The organism is Ralstonia condita (genome assembly GCF_958405655.1).
Classification (GTDB): Bacteria; Pseudomonadota; Gammaproteobacteria; order Burkholderiales; family Burkholderiaceae; genus Ralstonia; species Ralstonia condita.
In genome coordinates, this window is record NZ_CATYWO010000001.1 from 171,346 (window position 1) to 191,310 (window position 19,965).

The window sequence follows — 19,965 nt, forward strand, 5'->3', positions numbered from 1 at the left end:
AAATGGCGCCTTGCCTCGTGCAGGCGCCATTTTCTTTTGGTGAATTCCATGCAGTCGTCCGCCGCCCGACCCAGCCGCCTCGTGCTCTATGCGCGCTTGATGCGCATCGACAAGCCCATCGGCACGCTGCTGCTGCTGTGGCCGACACTGTGGGCGCTGTGGATGGCCGCCGATGGCCATCCATCGGTTTCGCTGGTGGTGATCTTCACGGTCGGCACCTTCCTGATGCGCTCGGCGGGCTGCGCCGTCAACGACTGGGCCGACCGCGATTTCGACAAGCACGTCAAACGCACCAAGGAGCGCCCGCTCACCGCTGGCCTGATCGCCCCCTGGGAAGCGCTGGCGCTGGCGGGCGCCCTGTCAGTCATTGCATTTGCGCTGATTCTGCCACTGAACGCGCTGACCAAATGGATGTCGGTCGCGGCCATCGTGATTGCCGGCACGTACCCGTTCTTCAAGCGGTTTTTCGCGATTCCGCAGGCGTACCTGGGTATCGCGTTCGGCTTCGGTATTCCGATGGCCTATGCGGCGGTGCAGGACCAGGTGCCCGCGCTGGCGTGGTGGATGCTCGTTGCGAATGTGTGCTGGGCCGTTGCGTACGACACGGCGTATGCGATGGTCGATCGCGACGACGATCTCCACATCGGCATCAAGACCTCCGCCATCACCTTTGGCCGCTTTGACGTGGCCGCCATCATGCTGTGCTACGTGGGCTTCTTCGGCATCATGGCCTGGGCAGGCCACGTCATGGCGCTGGGCGTCGCGTACTGGATCGGGTTTGCCGCCGCCGTGGCGTTGGCGCTCTGGTATTACCCGATGCTGCGTACGCGGGATCGCCTGCAGTGTTTCTTTGTGTTCCGCCACAACAACTGGCTCGGGGCCTGCCTGTTTGCGGGTGTGGCGGCTGCGTACGCGCTGCGCTGAGGCGGGTCTGCGAGGTGGCTTGCCCGCTCTTGATCCCCTGCCGGGCAGGCGCAGGGGATGCACCCGTCAGCTCAATCCCGCCCGAACGCTTCGCCCATTTCCTTGCCGCGCGCGGCAGCGGCATGCATGGCGCGCACGAAGGCTGACTTGACGCCTGCGCTCTCCATGGACGTCAACGCCGCGTAGGTCGTGCCGCCCTTTGACGTCACGCGCTCGCGCAGCACCTCGACCGGCTCGCTCGACTGGCCAGCCAGCGTGGCGGCGCCAAGGAAGGTTTCCACCGCCAGCGTGCGGCCAGTCTCGGCCGACAGGCCAAGCTCCTGCGCCGCCTGCTGCATGGCTTCGATGAAATAGAAGACGTAGGCCGGGCCGCTGCCCGAGATGGCGGTGACGGCATCGATCTGCGCTTCGCTCGGGACCCAAACGCTCTTGCCGACGGCGTTGGCGATGGCGCTCGCCGTGGCGCGGTCGGTGTCGGACAAGCCGGCATTGGCGGCCAGCCCCGTCATGCCCAGACCGGAGAGCGCGGGCGTGTTCGGCATGGCGCGGACAATGCGCGTGTGGCCATTCAGCCAGCGCGACAGATCCTGCATGCGGATGCCGGCCGCCACTGACAGCACCAGGCTGTCACGCAGATGCGGCGCGAGCTGCGCGCACACCTCGCGCATCTGCTGCGGCTTGACAGCGATGACGATGACGTCCCGGTCCGCCAACTCTGCACCGGGCGAGGCGCCGGTGCGGGCACCCCAGGTCTGTTCGGCGCGGGCGCGTGCCGCCTCCGTCGGGTCCACCACCACGATGTTGGCGCCGTGCGCGCCCTTGGCGATCAGGCCGCCGATGAGGGCCGCCGCCATGTTGCCGCCGCCGATGAAGCCGAGTTTCAGAGTGTCGAGCATGAGAGTGGTGGTGTGAGAGAAAACAGGAATTCAGGCGTTGGCATAGTGCCGCGCCCCGAAGATGGCGCTGCCGACGCGCACAATCGTGGCGCCTTCGGCAATCGCGTCTTCCAGGTCGGCAGACATGCCCATCGACAAGGTATCGAGCGGGATGCCAGCCTCGCGCAGGCGGCCTGCCAGGGCACGCAGATCCGCAAAAGGCTTGCGCTGGGCCATAGGGTCATCGCTGGGCTCGGGCACGGCCATCAGGCCGCGCAACTGCAAGCGGGGTAGGGCCGACACGGCTTGTGCCACGGCAAGCACTTCATCGAAATCGGGCAGGAGGCCATGCTTGCTGGCCTGGCGGCTGATGTTGATCTCCAGGCAGACCTGTAGCGGCGGCAAGGTATCGGGGCGCTGGGCCGACAGCCGCTCGGCAATCTTGAGGCGATCGACGCTATGTACCCAGTCGAACTGCTCGGCCACGGCGCGCGTCTTGTTGCTCTGCAGGGGACCGATGAAGTGCCAGCGGATCGGGTCGGGGCCCGTGCGCAGGTCGGCCAGCGCGTCGATCTTGGCGACGCCTTCCTGCACGTAGTTTTCGCCGAAGAGGCGTTGCCCTGCGGCATGGGCGGCGCGTACGGCATCGGCGTCGAACGTCTTGGAAACGGCCAGCAATGTGACACCCGCAGCATCGCGCGAAGCCAGTGTGCAGGCCGTTGTGATCCGTTGACGCACGGCTTGCAAGTTGGCGGCGATTACAGACATAATCCGGCGACGTTTGTTACAAATAAACAAGGTTCCGGCACGTCAAATCAACGGCTCGGAGCGCGTCTGGAGGCGCCTTTGCGACGCCCGGGCGACATAAAAAAGTCGGGGGTCATTATAAGATGGACATCGCGCAGCTTCTGGCGTTTTCCGCCAAGAACAAGGCGTCGGACTTGCACCTGTCGGCCGGACTGCCGCCGATGATCCGGATCCACGGCGACATGCGCCGGATCAACGTGCCACCGCTCACGCACCAGGACGTGCACTCCATGGTGTACGACATCATGAGCGACGGGCAGCGCAAGGTCTACGAAGAAAACCTGGAAGTCGACTTCTCGTTTGAGATCCCGGGCCTCTCGCGTTTCCGGGTCAACGCCTTCAACCAGAACCGCGGTGCTTCGGCCGTGTTCCGGACGATTCCGTCGAAGGTGCTCTCGCTGGATGACCTGAAGGCCCCCGCCGTGTTTGCCGATCTGGCGATGAAGCCGCGCGGTCTGGTGCTCGTCACGGGCCCGACCGGCTCGGGCAAGTCGACCACGCTTGCCGCGATGGTCAACCACCGCAACGAAAACGACATGGGCCACATCCTCACGGTGGAAGACCCGATCGAATTCGTGCACGAATCGAAGAAGAGCCTGATCAACCAGCGTGAACTCGGGCCCCATACCCACTCGTTCGCCAATGCGCTGAAGTCGGCACTGCGTGAAGACCCGGACGTGGTGCTGGTCGGCGAATTGCGTGACCTTGAAACCATCCGCCTGGCGCTGACTGCCGCAGAAACCGGCCACTTGGTGTTCGGCACGCTGCACACCAGCTCGGCCGCCAAGACCATTGACCGGGTCGTCGACGTGTTTCCGTCGGACGAGAAGGAGATGGTCCGGACGATGCTTTCCGAATCGCTGGAGGCGGTGATTTCGCAGACGCTGCTCAAGACGCGCGATGGTTCGGGCCGGATTGCGGCGCACGAGATCATGATTGCCACGCCGGCCATCCGTCACTTGATCCGCGAGAACAAGATCTCGCAGATGTACTCGATGATGCAGACCAGCAGCGGCATGGGCATGCAGACGCTCGACCAGTGCCTGGCAGATCTCATCAAGCGCTCGGCGATCAATTACGCGGATGCGCGCGCCATCGCCAAGAACCCGGACGCGTTCGCGGCCTGACACGCGGCAACGCGAAATCCATTTCCCTTCAGGAGGGGCACGCCATGCTGGACCGCGAAGCCGCCACCAAATACATCCACGAACTCTTGCAGTTGATGGTGAACAGCCGTGGCTCGGACCTGTTCATCACGGCAGAATTTCCCCCCGCGATCAAGGTGGACGGCAAGGTCACGCCGATCTCGCAGCAGCCGCTGAATGCCACGCAGGCCCTCGGTCTGGTCAAGTCGATCATGAATGAGAAGCAGCTGCGCGAGTACGAGGACAGCTCGGAATGCAACTTCGCCATCACGGCGCCGGGTGCCGGGCGTTTCCGCGTGTCGGCGTTCATGCAGCAGGGCCGCGCCGGCATGGTGCTGCGGACCATCAACACGAAGATCCCGACGCTGGGCGAGCTGGACTTGCCGCCGATCCTGAACGAGATCGTGATGAGCAAGCGCGGCCTGGTGATCGTGGTGGGCGCCACGGGGTCGGGCAAGTCGACCTCGCTGGCGGCGATGGTGGGTTATCGCAACGCCAATTCGTATGGCCACATCATCACCATCGAAGATCCGGTGGAATACGTGCACGCACACCAGAACTGCGTGGTGACGCAGCGCGAGGTGGGTGTCGATACCGAGTCGTGGCATGTGGCGCTGAAGAACACGCTGCGCCAGGCGCCGGATGTGATCCTGATCGGCGAAATCCGCGATCGCGACACGATGGAATATGCGATCCAGTACGCTGAAACCGGTCACCTGTGCCTGGCCACGCTGCACGCGAACAACTCGAACCAGGCGATTGACCGGATCATCAACTTCTTCCCCGAAGAGAAACGCCAGCAGTTGCTGATCGATCTGTCGCTGAACCTGCGTGCGATGGTTGCCCAGCGCCTGTTGCCGCGCAAGGGCAAGAAGGGACGGGTGCCCGCGGTGGAGATCATGCTCGCTACCCCATTGGTGCAGGATCTGATCTTCAAGGGCGAGATCCATGAGCTCAAGGAGGTCATGAAGAAATCCCGCGAGCAGGGCATGATCTCGTTTGACCAGGCGCTCTTCGAGCTGTACGAAGAAGACAAGATCACTTACGAAGATGCGCTGCGCAACGCCGACTCCCTCAACGACCTGCGGCTACAGATCAAGCTGCACAGCAAGCGCGGCGGCCAGACCGATCTGTCAGCCGGGACCGAGCACCTCAATGTCGTGTGATGTCTCCAAACCACTACACCATTTGAGGTAATTTACGCCGCATAACGTTTGCGCCGCACGCGAAGTCACCCGGGTTTCATGTTCTTTCCTTAATATTTCTCGAGAACTGCCGTTTAGACGGTGAGCGGGTCTGTCGGGTCATGGGACGGGCGCGCATCAAAACGATAAAAGCAACAGCAAATCCGGGTGGGTAAAAACGTGGCAAGTAAGCCGAGATGTCAGCGCGCGCACGCAGCGCGCGGCTTTACGCTGATCGAGCTCATGATCACGGTGGCGATCGTGGCCATTCTGGCCGCCATCGCCTATCCCTCCTATATCAATTACATCGTGCGCTCCAATCGCGCGGCGGCCGAGTCCTTCATGCAGGAAGTGGCGGCTGCCCAGGAGCGCTTTCTGCTCGACAACCGCGCATACGCGCCGGATCTGACCACGCTGCAGTACGCCAGCAACGTGCCCGCCAACGTTGCGTCCAATTACACCCTGGCGCTGAGCGCGAGCAGCGTGCCGCCGTCGTACCAGCTGACCGCGACGCCGCAGGGTTCACAGCAGACGAACGACACGGCCTGCGGCCAGTTGGCCTTGACGAATACGGGCGCCAAGACGGCGTCCGGTGGTGCATCCAACTGCTGGAAGTGAGCCATGGCAGCGCCGCGCAAGTCCTCCCAAGGGTTCACGCTGACAGAGCTGATGGTCACACTGGCCATTCTGGCGATTCTCGTGACCATTGCCGTACCGTCGTTCTCGGGCATGATCGCGTCCCAGGCGACGCGCAACGCTTCGTTTGATCTCTCTACAGCCATGACGCTGGCGCGCAGCGAGGCCGTCAAGCAGAACAGCACTGCGACGGTATCCACCGCCACCAGTTGGGCTACCGGTTGGACGCTGGCAGTGAACGGCGCCGTCGTCCGGACGTTTGGCCCGTACAGCGGCGTGACGATTACGCCCAGCAACGGCAACTCACTCTCGTTCGGCAATGACGGACGGCCCACCGCGGGCGGTGTCACGTTCCAGGTCACGCCGACCAGCACTGCGCAATCCGTTTCACCGAGTTGCGTGCAGGTGGGCGGCACCGGCCGCGTTGCCGTGGTTTCGGGGACATGCTGATGAGCGCCACCGTACGTTTGCATCGTCACCGCTTGCGCACCCCCGGACAGCGCGGTGCCTCCCTCATCGAGATCCTGATCTCGGTGGTGATCCTGCTGGTGGCGCTGTTAGGCGCGGCCGGGATGATGGGGCGCTCCAACCAGTCCGAGATGGAGTCTTACCAGCGCGTGCAGGCACTGACACTGCTGCAGGATATGGCTACTCGGCTCAACGCCAATCGGCAGGCCGCCCCTTGCTATGCCGCAGCCGGCACCATGACCATCGTCGGTAACGGAACGAATACGACGCCAACAACCTGCGCCACGGGCACAGCCGCCCAGCAGGCCACTGCCACAGCGGATCTTGCGGCCTGGAGTACCGAGTTGATCGGTAGCGCAGAAAAGGCCAGCACCGCCAGCGGCGCAACCGCCCTCGGCGCCATGATCGGCGCGGTCGGCTGCATCGAACAGCTCGACGCGGTCAACCAGATCTACCGTGTGTTAGTTGCCTGGCAGGGCTTGGTCAAGACGGTGCCATCCTCGCTGCCGTGCGGCAGTGGTACGGGTGCATTCGGTGACGATGCCTATCGGCGTGCGATCAGTGTGCAAATCCGAATCGGGGTGCTGTCATGATGCGCACACACCGGCCGCTGTCGCGGCAGCGCGGGCTGTCGCTGGTTGAGTTGATGATCGCGATGACGCTTGGCCTGCTGCTGCTGGTTGCGCTGGGCAGTCTGTATGTATCGACTTCGCAATCGCGCGTGCAGCTGGCCAACAGTGCAACCCAGATCGAGAATGGCCGCTACGCGCTCGACGTGATCAGCCATGAAGTGGCGCTGGGCGGCTACTTTGGCGATTCCAACCTGATCGGCGCCGCGGCATGGTCTGCGCCGAACCTGTGCGCGGCGGCGACCAACATGCTCGGCTTCTCGAACAGCCCGGCAACGGTTCCGGTGGCGATCTATGGTTACGCGTACGGGACCAACCCGGCCGCCCCCTGCCTGTCGAACGTGGTGCCCAACTCGGAAATCCTGGTGGTCAGGCGCGTTTCGACCACCTCGGTGACGCCCACCACCATGAATGTGGGTCAGGCGTACATGCAGGATTCGTTCTGTACCACCGATACGAGTCCGTTCATTTTCAGCAGCGGCCCCGCCGCAACGTTCACGCTGAACGACAAGTCGTGCAACACGCTGGCCGAGCTGCGCCAGGCCAGCGTTCGTATCTTCTATCTGGCCACGTGTGATCGCTGCAGCAACGGTGGCGACGGCATCCCCACGCTGAAAGTGGCCGAACTCGCCGGCGGAGTGCTCCAGCCGACTTCCATTGCGCAGGGTATCGAAGACATCCACTTTTCGTACGGCGTCGACATGGATGGCAATGGCTCGGCTGACTGTTACGTCTCGGACCCTGGCGTCGATAACAGTGGGCTATGCACCACCGTGGGCGGATACAACTGGACGACATCGTCTCTCACCAACTGGAGCAACGTGACGGCTGTGCGCATCAATGTGCTGGCCCGCACATTGAGCCCGTCTGCCGGGTGGAAAGACAGCCGCAGCTACGATCTGGGCCGCGGCACGCCGTCCAACCCGGTCCTCTCAGTTCCCACCTACGACAGCTACAAGCGGCACGTCTACGCGGAAGTCGCGCGCGTCGTCAACGTGGCAGGCCCACGGGAGTAAGTCATGCGGCGTCTACCGGCACGCCAGTCAGGCGTCACCCTGATCATCACCCTGATCTTCCTGGCGATGTTCATGGGCATCGTGGTGATGATGATGAATTCGAGCGTCATCAACACCAAGATCGCAGGCAATCAGCAGTACACGCTGGAAGCGCGCAGCGCTGCGCAGCAGGGGATCGAACAGGTCATCAGCTCCGACTTCACCGGCAACCCTGCGGCTGCGGCGGTCAACGTGCCCGTGGATGTCAACGGGGATGGCAAGCCCGACTATACGGCGCAGGTGGCAGCGCCGACCTGCCTGGCTACCAAGCAGATATCGAACACCCAGTTGACGTTGGATCCGGCCAGCCCGAATTTCGCGACCGATTCCACCTGCTTTGGCGGCGTCAATACCAATTCGGATACGGGGCTGCTCACCAAGGCAGGCACGCCCGGCGGCATGTCGAACTGCAGTGCGACGCAGTGGGACGTCCGCGCCACGGTCAACGATGCGAACGCAACAAATACGAACACCACCCTACACCAGGGTGTCGCTGTACGGGTGCTCACCGGCACGTTGTGCCCCTAAGCCCGCACGCGCCAAGCCAGGAAGACTGACATGCGCACATTTGCCAAACGTATCGCCCTGACTGCTGCGGCGACCCTCACGCTCGCGCTGGGACTTCAGCCAGCCGGCGCCGAGGATATTGATCTCTACACGGGGTTGCAGCAGAACGCTGGCAAGCCCAACGTGCTGATCATCTTTGACGATGGCGCGAACTCGGACGCCAACGCCACGTTCACGTGTTCTGCGCAAGGTCTGACGGTCGCCAACCCGAAGAAGAGTTCTGGCGCCGAGCAATGCGCGCTGTATGGGGCCATCCAGTCGATCAACAGTACTTCGCCGCTGCTGGGTAACCTGAACCTCGGGTTGATGATGTTCGACCCCAAGAGCCCCGGCGGCATCTTCCGGTTCCCGTCTGCAAGCTCGCCGTCAGCGCAAACCCTGCAGACAATGGACGGCAACGGGGTGAACAGTTTCCTGTCGTACATGCAGAATCAGTTTCCCAGCGATCTGAACGGCAACAACGTGCAGACGTCGGGCGCGATGCAGGAGGCCTGGTCGTTTTATTACGGATACCATTCCTCGCTCAACAAGATGATTGCGTTGTCGGGCAACCAGTACACGTCGCCCCTCACGGATCCGTGCCAGCGCAATTTCATCATCTACATCGGCAACGCGACCAACAGCGGCCACCCGGCTGAAAGCGATTCGCAGATGTACAGCGCGCTGGCCGCCGCCGCGCCGACGCCGACTTCGTCACAGCTTCAGCAGATCGTCATCCCGACGTACAACAAGTATCAGAGCAACTGGGGCGACGAGTGGGCGCGCTTCATGTATCAGACCGATCTGCAGGGGACGGCCAATTCGGCCAATCCGCAGAACGTCGTCACATACGCCATCACGGTCACGGACGGCAAGAACCCCGACTACGTCGCGTTCGACAACAGCATGGCCACCAACGGTGGCGGCAAGGCCTACACCATCAAGCTCGGCGACGTGCAAGGGTTGCAGCAGGCCCTGTTGTCGATCCTCAATGAAATCCAGGCCGTCAACAGCGTTTTCGCATCGGTCAGTCTGCCGGCTGCGGTCAACACCCAAGGTCAGTTCCTGAGCCAGGTCTACATCGGCATGTTCCGGCCTGATGCCACGGCTGCACCGCGCTGGATGGGCAATCTCAAGCAGTACCAGGTCGGGTACGACTCGAGCGGCAATATCGTGCTGCAGGATTCGCTCGGGAACCCCGCCATCAGCAATGCGGGTACGGGCTTCATTGCTCCCACGGCGGTGAGCTTCTGGACCCAGGAGCCGCCATTGACGTTCGGTACCGGCGGCTATGGAACGTCTGGGGTATCCGGCTGGCCAAGCAACGGCTTCTGGCAGAACAGCCCATCCGGCGTGGGCTGGAACGTGGATTCGCCCGATGGCCAGATCGTTGAAAAGGGCGGCGCCGGCGAGATGCTGCGCGCCCAGAACGTGACCGGCCAGTCGGGGCGGACGCTCTACACGTGCAACGGCGTGGGAACCTGTCCGCTCGGCGGGGCCATGCCGTCCTTCGATACCTCCAACAGCTGGCTCACCGGTACCAACGGGTTGAACGCGATCAATTCCGGTACCAGCGGGGCGCCGACGATCACCTCGGCGCAGCAGAACTATCTGATCAATTGGGTGCGCGGACGCGACGTCTATGCGCTTGACGGCGGGGCCAGCACCGGCGCCGGGCAGGAAGCCGAGACCGGACCGGGTGGATCCGTGACCGTGCGCAGTTCGATTCATGGCGACGTGCTGCATTCACGCCCCGTCGTCGTGAACTATGGGGGCAGCATCGGCATCGTGGCGTTCTATGGCGCCAATGACGGGGTGTTCCATGCCGTCAACGCTAACCAGAACATGGGCATCAACGGTGTCCGGCCCGGCGGTGAACTGTGGGGCTTCATCGCGCCTGAGTTCATCGGCAAGCTGAGCCGTCTCTATGCCAACTCGCCGGAAGTGAAGCTGTCCACGACGCCGAAAGGCATTTCGCCGACGCCGACGCCGCGCGACGATTTCTTTGACGGCAGCACGACCGTCATGCAGGATCAGCGGAATCCGGCAAGCCCGCGCACGATCATCTACCTGACCGCACGTCGCGGCGGGAACCTGGTCTACGCGTTGGACGTGACCAATCCGATGAGTCCGCAATATCTGTGGTCGCGCAGCAATAGCGACATTCCGGAACTCGGCCAGACGTGGTCAAAACCGCGCCTGATGACCGTAGCCGGCTACTCCGGCCCTCTGCTGATCATGGGCGCCGGCTATGACGCAGGCTCCGAGGACAGTGATCCCGCCCCCGGCACCGATACGATGGGCCGCGGGATCGTGGTGCTGGACGCCTACACGGGGGCGCCAGTGTGGAGCGCGCTTCCCAGCTGTACCGGCATGGCGGGGGTGTGCGTGAAGAACACCGGTCTGACGCGGTCCATTCCGTCTGACGTCACGGTGGTCGATCGCACAGGCAGCGGCTATATCCAGATGGCCTACGCCGGAGACGTCGGCGGCAACATCTGGCGCGTGGATTTCCAGACCCCCGCTGGCAATACGCCGTCCAACTGGACGATCACCAAACTCGCCAGCCTGGGCGGCGCCGCCAACACCAACAACGCGCGCAAGTTCCTCTATGCCCCCGATGTGGTGCCGACATCCGCTTACAACGCCGTCATGGCGGGCACTGGCGATCGCGAGCACCCGCTGTATTCCTCCTCGACGACGCCCGGCACGGCCTACAACGTGGTCAACCGGTTCTACATGGTGAAGGACCCGAATCTCGGCAGCATGCCCGCGAACTGGACGCCGATCACCGAAGCCAACCTGTTCGATGCGTCCACGCTGGCGTACGACGGCTCGGGCTCAGGCTTCTTCATCACGCTGCCCAACCCCGGCGAGAAGGTGGTGAACGCTCCGCTGACGGTTGCCGGCTACACCACGTTCGGGACCAACACGCCGGCCATTCCCACCTCAGGCCAGTGCTATCCGAACCTGGGTATCGCGCGCGCCTACTCGGTCGGCTTCCTGACCGGGACCGGGCAAAATCCGAACCGCTCGGTTGTACTCGATGGCGGCGGCTTCCCGCCCTCCTCGGTGTATGGCGTTGTCCTGATCAATAATGGCAACGGTACAACCTCTTCCGTGCCGGTCTGCTTTGGCTGCGGCAATCAGACCGGGACAGGTAGCGGCGGGTCGGCGCTCTCTCCAGTCCAGGTCACGCCCAAGGGGCTGGGCAGACGCAAGCGAACCTACTGGTTCTCCAACACCGACAAATAATCCACACACAACCCATACACGGCCGCCAGCAGTTGCGGCCGTTTTACAATCGGCCGTATGAGCGCCGCGTTGTTGCGGTGTGCCGGAGAACAACCATGAGCGACGTCTACGCATTCGAAGCCGATTCCCTGACGGGCCAGCACGTGCCGTTGTCGCAGTACAAGGGCAAGGTGCTGCTGATTGTGAATACCGCCAGCCAGTGCGGATTCACGCCGCAATATGCGGGGCTGGAGGCGCTGTACAAGCGCCTGCACGAGAAGGGGTTGGAAGTGCTCGGCTTCCCGTGCAATCAGTTCGGCAAGCAGGAGCCGGGCGCAGCGGATGAGATCGGCGCATTCTGTGAAAAGAACTACGGCGTCTCGTTCCCGATGTTCAGCAAGATCGACGTGAATGGGGCGAACGCGCATCCGCTCTACAAGTGGCTGACGTCGGAAAAGCCCGGCGTGCTGGGTACCGAGGCCGTCAAGTGGAACTTCACCAAGTTCCTGCTGCGCCGCGACGGCACGGTCTACAAGCGCTACGCGCCGCTGACCAAGCCCGAGGAAATTGCCGGGGATATCGAAACGTTGCTGGCCGAGCCCGATCCGCTCTGACGACTTAGTCTGACGACCCTCGGACCTTGCGCATGAAATCCGCCAGCGAGCGCTCGGCGGATTCGGCGAAGTGGCGCTCCAGAATCTCGACGTTGACGCAGCGATCGAGGCGGAACGTCCGGTAATCCTGGCGGTGCTCGCACCAGGCAGCCACCAGCCAGACCTGCCCCCAGAAGAACAGCCCCAGTGGCTGGATGCAGCGCTCGGTCAACTGGCCCTGCGCGTCACGGTACGCCAGTCTTGCAACCGCCTGGCGGCCGAGCGCGGCGTGCAGCGCGTCGAAGACGTGCTTCACCTCGCTGTTCATGCCGTAGCCCGGCGCGAAGATGCGCGTGGTCTCGGCTTCGGTGCGCCGCTCGGCGGGCAGGGCGCCCATGAGCTTTTCCAGCGCGGCTTCCACCGAGCCTGCCATGGCGCCGCCGCTCCACGCCTTGATCATCCGTGCCCCAGCCACCAGCGCTTCGACTTCATCGGGGGTGAACATGAGCGGTGCAAGGTCGAAACCCGCGCGCATGCGGTAGCCGATGCCCGCCTCGCCCTCGATCGGCACGCCCGAGATGGAAAGATCGCGGATGTCGCGATAGACGGTGCGCTCGGAAACGCCAAGCCGATCCGCGAGCATGGCCGCCGTGGTTAGACGGCGGCCTCGCAGGATTTGCGCAATCTGGAAGAGACGGTCGGCGCGGCGAGTCATGCGCGGCATTGTAGTGCGCTTGGCGCCGCGCGCAATCCGCATGGTGTGTCTCTAGGCGCCAAAGGGCGTCAGCTCGCGTTGCGGATGCATGTCCACGATGTCCACCTGTTCACCGCGGCGCAGCATGCGCTTGCCCAGCCGCGGGAAATCGGCGATCTCGATATTGAGATGCTCGCCGCCGCACAGGTACAGCAGATCGTCCTTGCCGCAGTTGCGCAGATGGTGTGCGACGCCGGTCGGAAAGGCCAGGAAATCCCCCGCACGGACCATGAAGGCACTGTCATCGATTTCGGCTTGCGCCTCGCCCGAGAGGATGTAGATCCATTCCTCCTCGCGCTGGTGCGAGTGATAGACAAACGATTCCTTACCCGGCGGCACCCGTGCGAAATTCACGCCGGTGCGCTTGAGCCCGAGCAGCCGGCCCATCATCGTGCCGTGGATTTCCGACAGGCTGTTCCAGGGGTGCGAAAACGACTGCGTGCGCGCTGCAATGTCGGCGGCGCGCATGAGGTACGGCGATTGACTCGGCATGGTGCGCTTCTCGTTTTTTGTAGGGAAGGCCGGCACCCGCGCACCGGCCTCGTGGGCCTTACTGCTGAAGCAGGTACGCCTGCGTCTTCGCATCCGGCTCGTGCAGGCCGATGCGGTTGCCTTCGGTGTCGACGATGTGGGCGATGCGCCCCATGTGGTCGGGCAGCGTCATCGGGCCGAACACGCATTGGCCGCCGCTGCCGTTCACTCGCTCGAGCACGGCATCCAGGTTGGGTGCGTTCAGGTACACCACGCTGCCCTTGTCGGACGGCGCAAAACCTTCGCCCTTGACCAGCGCACCGTGGATGGTCGTCTCACCCGCCGGAAACACGCCCATGGTCAGGTCGCCCATGTCTTCCTGCTTGAGCTGCGTGTCGAAAACGTTCTCGTAAAACTTCACCGCGCGCGGGAAGTCGTTGGCCGGGATTTCAAACCAGTTGATGACGCTTGCCATGTTGTCGCTCCGGTGGGTGAGGCAGGCGCTGGGGGAAGCCCGTCTCGTTAAGGTGGAGCGATTGTGGCGGGGGGCTCCTGACAGCGTTCTGTCAGGAGCCTGCAGGAGGGCGGCAGCCGCAATCAGATCGCCCAGACCAACCATGCCGGGCGCAAGGGGGCGTCTTGCCTAGTGTGGAATCCAGCCCGCCATCAGCGGCACCAGCACCGCCGTCAGCACGCCGTTCAGGCCCATGCCCAACGCCGAGAACGCGCCCGCTTCCGGATTCACCTGAAACGCGCGCGCCGTACCGATGCCATGCGCCGCAATGCCGGTGGCAAAGCCACGCACGCTGTACTCGCGCACGCGCAGCAGGTTCAGCAGCCGCGTCGTGGTGGTGGCACCGACAATGCCAGTAATGAGCACCAGCACCGCCGTGATGGTCGGCGCGCCGCCGATCTTCTCCGAGATGCCCATGGCGATCGGGATCGTCACCGATTTCGGCGCCATCGAGCGCAGCGTTTCGGGCGATGCGCCCAACAGCCACGCAATGCCCACGGCTGAAACCACCGCCACCACCGAACCCGCAAGGAGCCCGCCAATCAGGGGCAGCGCGTGGCGGCGCAGCTTCGCCCACTGCTGGAACAGGGGCACCGCCAGCGCCACGGTGGCCGGCCCCAGCAGGAAGTGCACGAACTGCGCGCCGTCAAAGTAGGTCTTGTACGGCGTGCCCGTCACGGTCAGGAGTGAGCCCAGGATGACCACCGCAATCAGCAGCGGATTGACCATCGGGTTGAAGCGGCTGCGCTCGTGCAGGCGCACGCCGATCAGGTAGGCGATGAGCGTGGCGGTCAGGCCCAGCAGCGGGCTGGCGGCCAGGTAGACCCAGAGTTGATGCAGGTTGGGAGCCATTGCGTTCATGGGGCCAGCTCCTCGTTGCCTTCGCCGCTGTCACCCAAGCGGCGCATCAGGGCGCGGGTGACGAGTGCACCGGCGGCAATCGACAGCCACGTCGACACGACGGTCGCCACCACGATGGGCAGCCATTCCTGCCCGATGCGGTTCAGTTGCGTCATGACGCCCACGCCGGCCGGCACGAACAGGATGGTCAGATGTCGCAGCAGGTCGCTGACGGTGCCCTGCATGACTTCGAGCACGCGGCCCCTGTCCATCAGCAGGTAGATGACCAGCAGCACCATGCCGATTACCGGACCGGGCACTGGCAGGTGCAGCGAATACGTCAACAGCTCTCCCACTGACTGGAACGTCAACAGGATCGCGAAGGTTTGCAGCATGGGGCCTCCGGGTGAAACGAAGCGCCAAGTATAGAACCCGGCTGCGTTCGTTTCAGGCCAGCATGCGGTCGACCAGTTCGATCCAGTGTTCGACGGGCGTGTCGGTGCCGCTCTGCAGATGCGTCAAGCAGCCGATGTTGGCGCTGACGATGCGCTCGGGCTGCGTCGCTTGCAGCTTGGCGAGCTTGTCATCGCGCAGTCGGTAGGCCAGCTCCGGCTGCAGTACGGAGTACGTACCGGCCGAACCGCAGCACAGGTGGCTGTCGGCGCAAAGCTTGACGTCCACGCCCAGCGAGCCGAGCAGCGTTTCGACCGCCCCCCGGATCTGCTGCCCGTGCTGCAGCGTGCAGGGCGGATGCCACGCCACGCGGGGGCGTTGTGCTTCGGGTTTGGCCTTCTGCAGAAGTTGCTGCGAGAACGCCGGTAGTACCTCGCACAGGTCGCGCGTCATGGCCGACACGCGTGCCGCGCGCTCGGCATAGGCAGGATCGTCGCGCAGCAGGTGGCCGTATTCCTTGACCATCACCCCGCACCCGGAGGCGGTCATGACGATGGCCTCGGCGCCCGCTTCGATGTAAGGCCACCAGGCGTCGATGTTGGCGCGCATGTTGCCCAGGCCGCCGGCATGGTCGTTCATGTGGTAGCGGATGGCGCCGCAGCACCCGGCGCGGTCGGCGCTGATGAGCTGCACGCCCAGCTTGTCGAAGACGCGTGCCGTGGCGGCATTGATGTTGGGCGACATGGCGGGTTGCACGCAGCCTTCGAGCAGCAGCATCTTGCGTGCGTGTGCGGTGCTTGGCCGCATGCCGGCGTGAGGCTGCTTGGCTGGCACCTTGTTGCGCAGCACCTGCGGCAACATCGGCCGCACGGCCTGCCCGAGCTTGAGTGCGGAGCCGAACAGCGCCGGCCGCGTCAACCCTTCGCGCAGTGCCCAGCGCACGGCGCGTTCGCCGAGCGGGCGAGACTCTCCTTTCGCATCGAGCTGGTCGTCGACGATCTTGCGGCCGATCTCCACCAGGCGCCCGTAGGTCACGCCGGACGGGCAAGTCGATTCGCAGTTGCGGCAGGTCAGGCAGCGGTCCAGGTGCAGGCGCGTGGCCTCCCCGGCGGGCTGGCCCTCGAGCACCTGCTTCATCAGGTAGATGCGCCCGCGCGGGCCGTCCAGCTCGTCGCCGAGCAGTTGGTAGGTCGGGCAGGTGGCGGTGCAGAAGCCGCAGTGCACGCACTTCTGCACGATGCTTTGGGCTTCTTCGCCTTGAGGAGTGTTGCGCAGGAACGCCGCGAGCGTGATTTGCATGATGAGCTTGCGTTAGAAGTCGGCGTACAGACGGCCCGGGTTGAAGATGCCGTGCGGATCGAAGCTGTCCTTCAGGCGCTTGTGCACGGCCATCAAAGGCGCAGCGACGGGTGTGAACACGTCGCTTGTGCGGTCGCCGTTGCGGAACAGCGTGGCGTGGCCACCGGCCTTGGCGGCCGCATCGCGAATGACGCTGGCAGGCGTGTTGGCGGTGTCGATCCACCAGCGTTGGCCTCCGCCCCATTCGACGAGTTGCTCGTCGGCCGAGGCCTGACCGAACGCCAGCGGCGGCGTTGCCGGCGGCAGCGCAATGCGCCACAGCGGCAGGCTGCCTTGCACGGCCCGGGCGAAAAACGCGTGCGACTGCTCACGCAGGTCGCGCCAGAATGTGGCCGCTTGCGCTTCGTCCGCGCGCTCCCCGCCGAGCTTGCTGATGGCCGCCCGCACGGCCGCATCGGCGCCGCACAGTCGCACCCACAGTGCACCGTCGATCCACGCGGATGCCGCGATGGGCAACGGCTGGCCTCCCCAGCGGTTGAGCGTGTCGATGGCTTCGGCCTGCGGCATCGCAAAGCGCAGGGTGGCGTCGCAGAACGGCATCGGCAGCACCTTCATCGACACCTGCACGACCAGGCCAAGCGTGCCGAGTGCTCCGGCCATCAGGCGCGACACGTCGTAGCCGGCCACGTTCTTCATGACCTGGCCACCGAAATTGAGCATGTCGCCGCGGCTGTCCATCACGACGGCGCCGAGCACGAAATCACGCAGTGCACCCACGGACTGCCGGCGCGGGCCGGACAGGCCGGCAGCAAAAGCGCCACCCACGGTGGCTTGCCTGCCGTCCACGGCAAAGTGCGGCGGCTCGAATGCCAGCATTTGCCGATGCTCGGCCAGCGCGGCTTCGATGTCGGCAAGCGGCGTGCCGCTGCGGGCGGTGATGACCAGCTCTGCGCAGTCGTAATCGACGATGCCCGACCACTCGCGCGTGTCGAGTACGGTGCCGTTGGGAGCGGGCGCGCGGCCGTAGAAATCCTTGGTGCCGCCGCCGCGCAGCGTGAGCGGCGTGCGGCTGTCGACGGCTTGCGCGATGGCGTCGCGGAAACGCGCGAGCGTGGGCGAAAGAGTGGTGTCTGGCGTGGTTTGCATGGTGACGCGTTGGGCGCGGCAGCTTACTCGCTGCGCGCGGTCTCCGTTGGGTTTGGGGGCAGCTTGCTGCCGCAGCGCTTGCAGAAAGCAGCGTCTGCGTCGTGCCCCTCGGTTGCGCAGTGCGTGCAGGTGCGCCTTGACGGCGAACTCTGGCGCATGCTGGTCACCAGTTCCGCACCGATGATGCCGGTCGGAAAGGCGATGATGCTGTAGCCAAGCAGGATGGTGATCGAGGTGATGAACTGCCCCAGCGGCGTGCGCGGCACCAGGTCGCCGAAGCCGGTGGTGGTGAGCGTGACGACCGCCCAGTACATGCTGACAGGGATGCTGGTGAAGCCGTGTTGCGGCCCCTCCACCACATACATGACGGTGCCCAGGATGATGGTGATGATGAACACCGTGCCCAGGAACACGAAGATCTTGTGCCGCGCATTGACGAGCGCGCGCAGCAGGACCTGCGCCTCTTCAAAGTAGACCGTCACCTTGAGCACACGGAACACCCGCAGCAGCCGCAGTAGCCGCACGTCGAGCAGATAGGCCAGTTCGGGCGTAAAGATGGCCAGCCACGTCGGCAGGATCGAAATGAAATCGATGATGCCGTAGAAGCTCAGCACGTAGCGCAGCGGCTTGCGCACGACCAGGATACGCATCACGTATTCTGCCGTGAAGAGCAGCGTGAAGAGCCACTCCAGTACTGCAAACAGCGTCCCGGCCCGATCGCGCGCGCTGGGGATGCTGTCGAGCATCACGACCAGCACGCTGGCGACGATGGCGACCAGCAACAGCTCGTCAAACCGCCGGCCGGCGGGCGTCTCGGCCTCGAAGACGATGGTGTACCACCGTCTGCGCCAGCCTTCGTGCTGGGGCTTGCCGAGGTACGCGGCCAGGCGCGCGTTATGCGCATGCCACCGGTCGCTACGGGACGGATTCATGGCCGATTCCGTATCAGAAGCGCGGCAGATCCGGATGCGGCAGCAGGCCGTTGCGCACGTGGAGCTTGCCGTATTCGGCACAGCGCGCGAGCGAGGGAATGGCCTTGTCGGGGTTCAGCAGGCGCGCCGGGTCAAAGGCGGCCTTCACCCGCAGGAAGGCGTCGCGCTCTTCGGCCGAAAACTGCACGCACATCGAGCTGAGCTTTTCGACGCCCACGCCATGTTCACCGGTCACCGTGCCGCCAAGCTCGACGCAGGTCTCGAGGATGTCCGATCCGAACAGCTCGGCGCGGTGCCATTCGTCCTGGTCTTCGCCGTTAAAGAGGATCAGCGGGTGCATGTTGCCGTCACCCGCGTGGAACACGTTGATGCAGCGCAGGGCGTATTTCTGCTCCATCGCCTGGATGCGCCGCAGCAGCGTGCCGATGTGCTTGCGCGGGATGGTGCCGTCCATGCAGTAGTAGTCAGGCGAGATGCGCCCCGCTGCCGGGAACGCGTTCTTGCGGCCGCTCCAGAACTTCAGGCGCTCGGCCTCGCTTTGCGATACCTGGATGCGCGTGGCACCCGAGGCGCGCAGCACCTCGCTCATGCGGGCAATCTCTTCGGCTACCTCTTCGGGGGTGCCATCGGATTCGCACAGCAGGATGGCGGCGGCGTCCAGGTCGTAGCCCGCGCGGACGAACTCTTCCACCGCGGCGGTGGCGGGCTTGTCCATCATTTCCAGCCCGGCCGGAATGATGCCCGCGGCAATTACGTCGGCCACGGCGTTGCCGCCCGTTTCCACGTTGTCGAAGCTCGCCATGATCACCTGGGCAAGCTGCGGCTTGGGGATCAGGCGCACGGTCACCTCGGTCACCACGGCCAGCATGCCCTCGGAGCCGATCATGGTGGCGAGCAGGTCCAGGCCGGGTGCGTCGGGCGCCTCGCTGCCGAACTCCACGACCTCGCCGTCCATCATCACCGCGCGCACGCGCAGCACGTTGTGTACCGTCAGGCCGTATTTCAGGCAGTGCACGCCGCCCGAGTTCTCGTTCACGTTGCCGCCGATCGTGCAGGCAATCTGCGACGAGGGGTCAGGCGCGTAATACAGTCCATGCGGATTGGCCGCCTCCGAAATGGCGAGGTTGCGCACGCCCGGCTGCACCACGGCGGTGCGGGTGTACGGATCGACTTTGAGAATGCGCTTGAATTTCGCCAGCGACAGGACCAGCCCTCCCGGCGTGGGCATGGCGCCACCCGAGAGGCTCGTGCCGGCGCCGCGCGGCACCACGGGCACGCCCATGCGGTGGCATACGCGCAGGATTTCAATGACCTGCGATTCGGTATCCGGCAGCACCACGGCCAGCGGCACCTGCCGATATGCGGCGAGACCGTCACATTCATACGGGACGATATCTTCGCGTTCCCAGAGCAGGGCGTCTTCGGAAACGATCTGCGACAGCGCTGCGGTCAGTTCGGCCTGCAGGGCAGATTGATCACGGGTGGCGGTGGGCAACGGCGCGTTCATGGGGGTGTCTCTC

General features: G+C 64.3%; 21 protein-coding genes. 10 read left to right on the forward strand and 11 right to left on the reverse strand.

All coding sequences use genetic code 11. The annotated features are described in order from the left end of the window. Positions 1-48: 48 nt before the first annotated feature. Positions 49-924, forward strand: coding sequence for a 4-hydroxybenzoate octaprenyltransferase (ubiA, locus tag R2N03_RS00775; RefSeq protein ID WP_316653939.1), 876 nt, complete (start codon positions 49-51; stop codon positions 922-924). 71 nt (positions 925-995) lie between these two features. Here ubiA and proC read toward each other — a convergent pair whose 3' ends face one another. Together proC and R2N03_RS00785 are read right to left on the reverse strand one after the other, a co-directional pair. Then, on the reverse strand, positions 996-1,820 hold the full coding sequence (gene proC / locus R2N03_RS00780) for a pyrroline-5-carboxylate reductase (protein WP_316653941.1): 825 nt from the start codon (positions 1,818-1,820) through the stop codon (positions 996-998). 30 nt (positions 1,821-1,850) lie between these two features. Next, on the reverse strand, positions 1,851-2,567 hold the full coding sequence (locus tag R2N03_RS00785) for a YggS family pyridoxal phosphate-dependent enzyme (protein WP_316653943.1): 717 nt from the start codon (positions 2,565-2,567) through the stop codon (positions 1,851-1,853). A 122-nt stretch (positions 2,568-2,689) separates the two neighbouring features. Here R2N03_RS00785 and R2N03_RS00790 point away from each other — a divergent pair, with 122 nt between their 5' ends. From R2N03_RS00790 to R2N03_RS00830, 9 genes are all read left to right on the forward strand, one after another. Then, positions 2,690-3,733 (forward strand): type IV pilus twitching motility protein PilT, encoded by a 1,044-nt coding sequence (locus R2N03_RS00790; protein ID WP_316653945.1) that lies wholly within the window; start codon positions 2,690-2,692, stop codon positions 3,731-3,733. Between the two features lie 44 nt (positions 3,734-3,777). After that, positions 3,778-4,917, forward strand: coding sequence for a PilT/PilU family type 4a pilus ATPase (locus tag R2N03_RS00795; protein WP_316653947.1), 1,140 nt, complete (start codon positions 3,778-3,780; stop codon positions 4,915-4,917). Positions 4,918-5,115: 198 nt separating this feature from the next. Next, a complete protein-coding gene (locus R2N03_RS00800; RefSeq protein ID WP_316653949.1) occupies positions 5,116-5,553 on the forward strand; it encodes a type IV pilin protein in 438 nt (145 codons plus the stop codon). A 3-nt stretch (positions 5,554-5,556) separates the two neighbouring features. After that, on the forward strand, positions 5,557-6,021 hold the full coding sequence (locus R2N03_RS00805) for a GspH/FimT family pseudopilin (RefSeq protein ID WP_316653951.1): 465 nt from the start codon (positions 5,557-5,559) through the stop codon (positions 6,019-6,021). Further along, a complete protein-coding gene (gene pilV, locus R2N03_RS00810; protein WP_316653953.1) occupies positions 6,021-6,632 on the forward strand; it encodes a type IV pilus modification protein PilV in 612 nt (203 codons plus the stop codon). Before R2N03_RS00805 ends, pilV begins: the two co-directional genes overlap by 1 nt. After that, positions 6,629-7,684: a PilW family protein gene (locus tag R2N03_RS00815; RefSeq protein ID WP_428984353.1), complete on the forward strand. Its 1,056-nt coding sequence runs from the start codon at positions 6,629-6,631 to the stop codon at positions 7,682-7,684. Before pilV ends, R2N03_RS00815 begins: the two co-directional genes overlap by 4 nt. Before the next feature lie 3 nt (positions 7,685-7,687). After that, positions 7,688-8,251, forward strand: a complete 564-nt coding sequence (locus R2N03_RS00820; protein ID WP_316653955.1) for a pilus assembly PilX family protein — start codon at positions 7,688-7,690, stop codon at positions 8,249-8,251. Positions 8,252-8,281: 30 nt separating this feature from the next. Next, on the forward strand, positions 8,282-11,524 hold the full coding sequence (locus tag R2N03_RS00825; protein WP_316653957.1) for a pilus assembly protein: 3,243 nt from the start codon (positions 8,282-8,284) through the stop codon (positions 11,522-11,524). Between the two features lie 95 nt (positions 11,525-11,619). Continuing rightward, a complete protein-coding gene (locus tag R2N03_RS00830; protein ID WP_316653959.1) occupies positions 11,620-12,117 on the forward strand; it encodes a glutathione peroxidase in 498 nt (165 codons plus the stop codon). Between the two features lie 4 nt (positions 12,118-12,121). Here the strand turns inward: R2N03_RS00830 and R2N03_RS00835 are convergent, their stop codons facing one another. The 9 genes from R2N03_RS00835 to R2N03_RS00875 all read right to left on the reverse strand — a co-directional run bounded on the left by R2N03_RS00835 (position 12,122) and on the right by R2N03_RS00875 (position 19,952). Next, positions 12,122-12,820 (reverse strand): helix-turn-helix transcriptional regulator, encoded by a 699-nt coding sequence (locus R2N03_RS00835; RefSeq protein WP_316653961.1) that lies wholly within the window; start codon positions 12,818-12,820, stop codon positions 12,122-12,124. A gap of 42 nt (positions 12,821-12,862) precedes the next feature. Continuing rightward, on the reverse strand, positions 12,863-13,342 hold the full coding sequence (locus R2N03_RS00840) for a cupin domain-containing protein (protein ID WP_316653963.1): 480 nt from the start codon (positions 13,340-13,342) through the stop codon (positions 12,863-12,865). A 58-nt stretch (positions 13,343-13,400) separates the two neighbouring features. Then, positions 13,401-13,796 (reverse strand): VOC family protein, encoded by a 396-nt coding sequence (locus tag R2N03_RS00845; protein ID WP_004631619.1) that lies wholly within the window; start codon positions 13,794-13,796, stop codon positions 13,401-13,403. A 168-nt stretch (positions 13,797-13,964) separates the two neighbouring features. Then, positions 13,965-14,696 (reverse strand): LrgB family protein, encoded by a 732-nt coding sequence (locus tag R2N03_RS00850; RefSeq protein WP_316653974.1) that lies wholly within the window; start codon positions 14,694-14,696, stop codon positions 13,965-13,967. Continuing rightward, on the reverse strand, positions 14,693-15,070 hold the full coding sequence (locus R2N03_RS00855) for a CidA/LrgA family protein (RefSeq protein ID WP_316653975.1): 378 nt from the start codon (positions 15,068-15,070) through the stop codon (positions 14,693-14,695). Before R2N03_RS00855 ends, R2N03_RS00850 begins: the two co-directional genes overlap by 4 nt. Positions 15,071-15,122: 52 nt before the next feature. After that, positions 15,123-16,367 carry a glycolate oxidase subunit GlcF gene (gene glcF / locus R2N03_RS00860; RefSeq protein ID WP_316653977.1) on the reverse strand — a complete coding sequence of 415 codons (1,245 nt, stop codon included), beginning with the start codon at positions 16,365-16,367 and terminating at the stop codon, positions 15,123-15,125. Between the two features lie 12 nt (positions 16,368-16,379). Next, positions 16,380-17,513, reverse strand: a complete 1,134-nt coding sequence (glcE, locus tag R2N03_RS00865) for a glycolate oxidase subunit GlcE (RefSeq protein ID WP_316653979.1) — start codon at positions 17,511-17,513, stop codon at positions 16,380-16,382. Positions 17,514-17,536: 23 nt separating this feature from the next. Further along, positions 17,537-18,445, reverse strand: coding sequence for an ion transporter (locus tag R2N03_RS00870; RefSeq protein ID WP_316653981.1), 909 nt, complete (start codon positions 18,443-18,445; stop codon positions 17,537-17,539). Between the two features lie 13 nt (positions 18,446-18,458). Further along, the gene (locus tag R2N03_RS00875; protein ID WP_316653982.1) at positions 18,459-19,952 is read right to left on the reverse strand and encodes an FAD-linked oxidase C-terminal domain-containing protein; all 1,494 of its coding nucleotides are present in this window, start codon (positions 19,950-19,952) and stop codon (positions 18,459-18,461) included. Between the last annotated feature and the right edge of the window lie 13 nt (positions 19,953-19,965).

Coding starts and splice junctions, on each gene's coding strand:
- ubiA (WP_316653939.1), top strand. CDS start 49: ATGCAGTCGTCCGCCGCCCGACCCAGCCGCCTCGTGCTCTATGCGCGC.
- proC (WP_316653941.1), bottom strand. CDS start 1,820: ATGCTCGACACTCTGAAACTCGGCTTCATCGGCGGCGGCAACATGGCG.
- R2N03_RS00785 (WP_316653943.1), bottom strand. CDS start 2,567: ATGTCTGTAATCGCCGCCAACTTGCAAGCCGTGCGTCAACGGATCACA.
- R2N03_RS00790 (WP_316653945.1), top strand. CDS start 2,690: ATGGACATCGCGCAGCTTCTGGCGTTTTCCGCCAAGAACAAGGCGTCG.
- R2N03_RS00795 (WP_316653947.1), top strand. CDS start 3,778: ATGCTGGACCGCGAAGCCGCCACCAAATACATCCACGAACTCTTGCAG.
- R2N03_RS00805 (WP_316653951.1), top strand. CDS start 5,557: ATGGCAGCGCCGCGCAAGTCCTCCCAAGGGTTCACGCTGACAGAGCTG.
- pilV (WP_316653953.1), top strand. CDS start 6,021: ATGAGCGCCACCGTACGTTTGCATCGTCACCGCTTGCGCACCCCCGGA.
- R2N03_RS00815 (WP_428984353.1), top strand. CDS start 6,629: ATGATGCGCACACACCGGCCGCTGTCGCGGCAGCGCGGGCTGTCGCTG.
- R2N03_RS00820 (WP_316653955.1), top strand. CDS start 7,688: ATGCGGCGTCTACCGGCACGCCAGTCAGGCGTCACCCTGATCATCACC.
- R2N03_RS00825 (WP_316653957.1), top strand. CDS start 8,282: ATGCGCACATTTGCCAAACGTATCGCCCTGACTGCTGCGGCGACCCTC.
- R2N03_RS00830 (WP_316653959.1), top strand. CDS start 11,620: ATGAGCGACGTCTACGCATTCGAAGCCGATTCCCTGACGGGCCAGCAC.
- R2N03_RS00835 (WP_316653961.1), bottom strand. CDS start 12,820: ATGCCGCGCATGACTCGCCGCGCCGACCGTCTCTTCCAGATTGCGCAA.
- R2N03_RS00840 (WP_316653963.1), bottom strand. CDS start 13,342: ATGCCGAGTCAATCGCCGTACCTCATGCGCGCCGCCGACATTGCAGCG.
- R2N03_RS00845 (WP_004631619.1), bottom strand. CDS start 13,796: ATGGCAAGCGTCATCAACTGGTTTGAAATCCCGGCCAACGACTTCCCG.
- R2N03_RS00850 (WP_316653974.1), bottom strand. CDS start 14,696: ATGAACGCAATGGCTCCCAACCTGCATCAACTCTGGGTCTACCTGGCC.
- R2N03_RS00855 (WP_316653975.1), bottom strand. CDS start 15,070: ATGCTGCAAACCTTCGCGATCCTGTTGACGTTCCAGTCAGTGGGAGAG.
- glcF (WP_316653977.1), bottom strand. CDS start 16,367: ATGCAAATCACGCTCGCGGCGTTCCTGCGCAACACTCCTCAAGGCGAA.
- glcE (WP_316653979.1), bottom strand. CDS start 17,513: ATGCAAACCACGCCAGACACCACTCTTTCGCCCACGCTCGCGCGTTTC.
- R2N03_RS00870 (WP_316653981.1), bottom strand. CDS start 18,445: ATGAATCCGTCCCGTAGCGACCGGTGGCATGCGCATAACGCGCGCCTG.
- R2N03_RS00875 (WP_316653982.1), bottom strand. CDS start 19,952: ATGAACGCGCCGTTGCCCACCGCCACCCGTGATCAATCTGCCCTGCAG.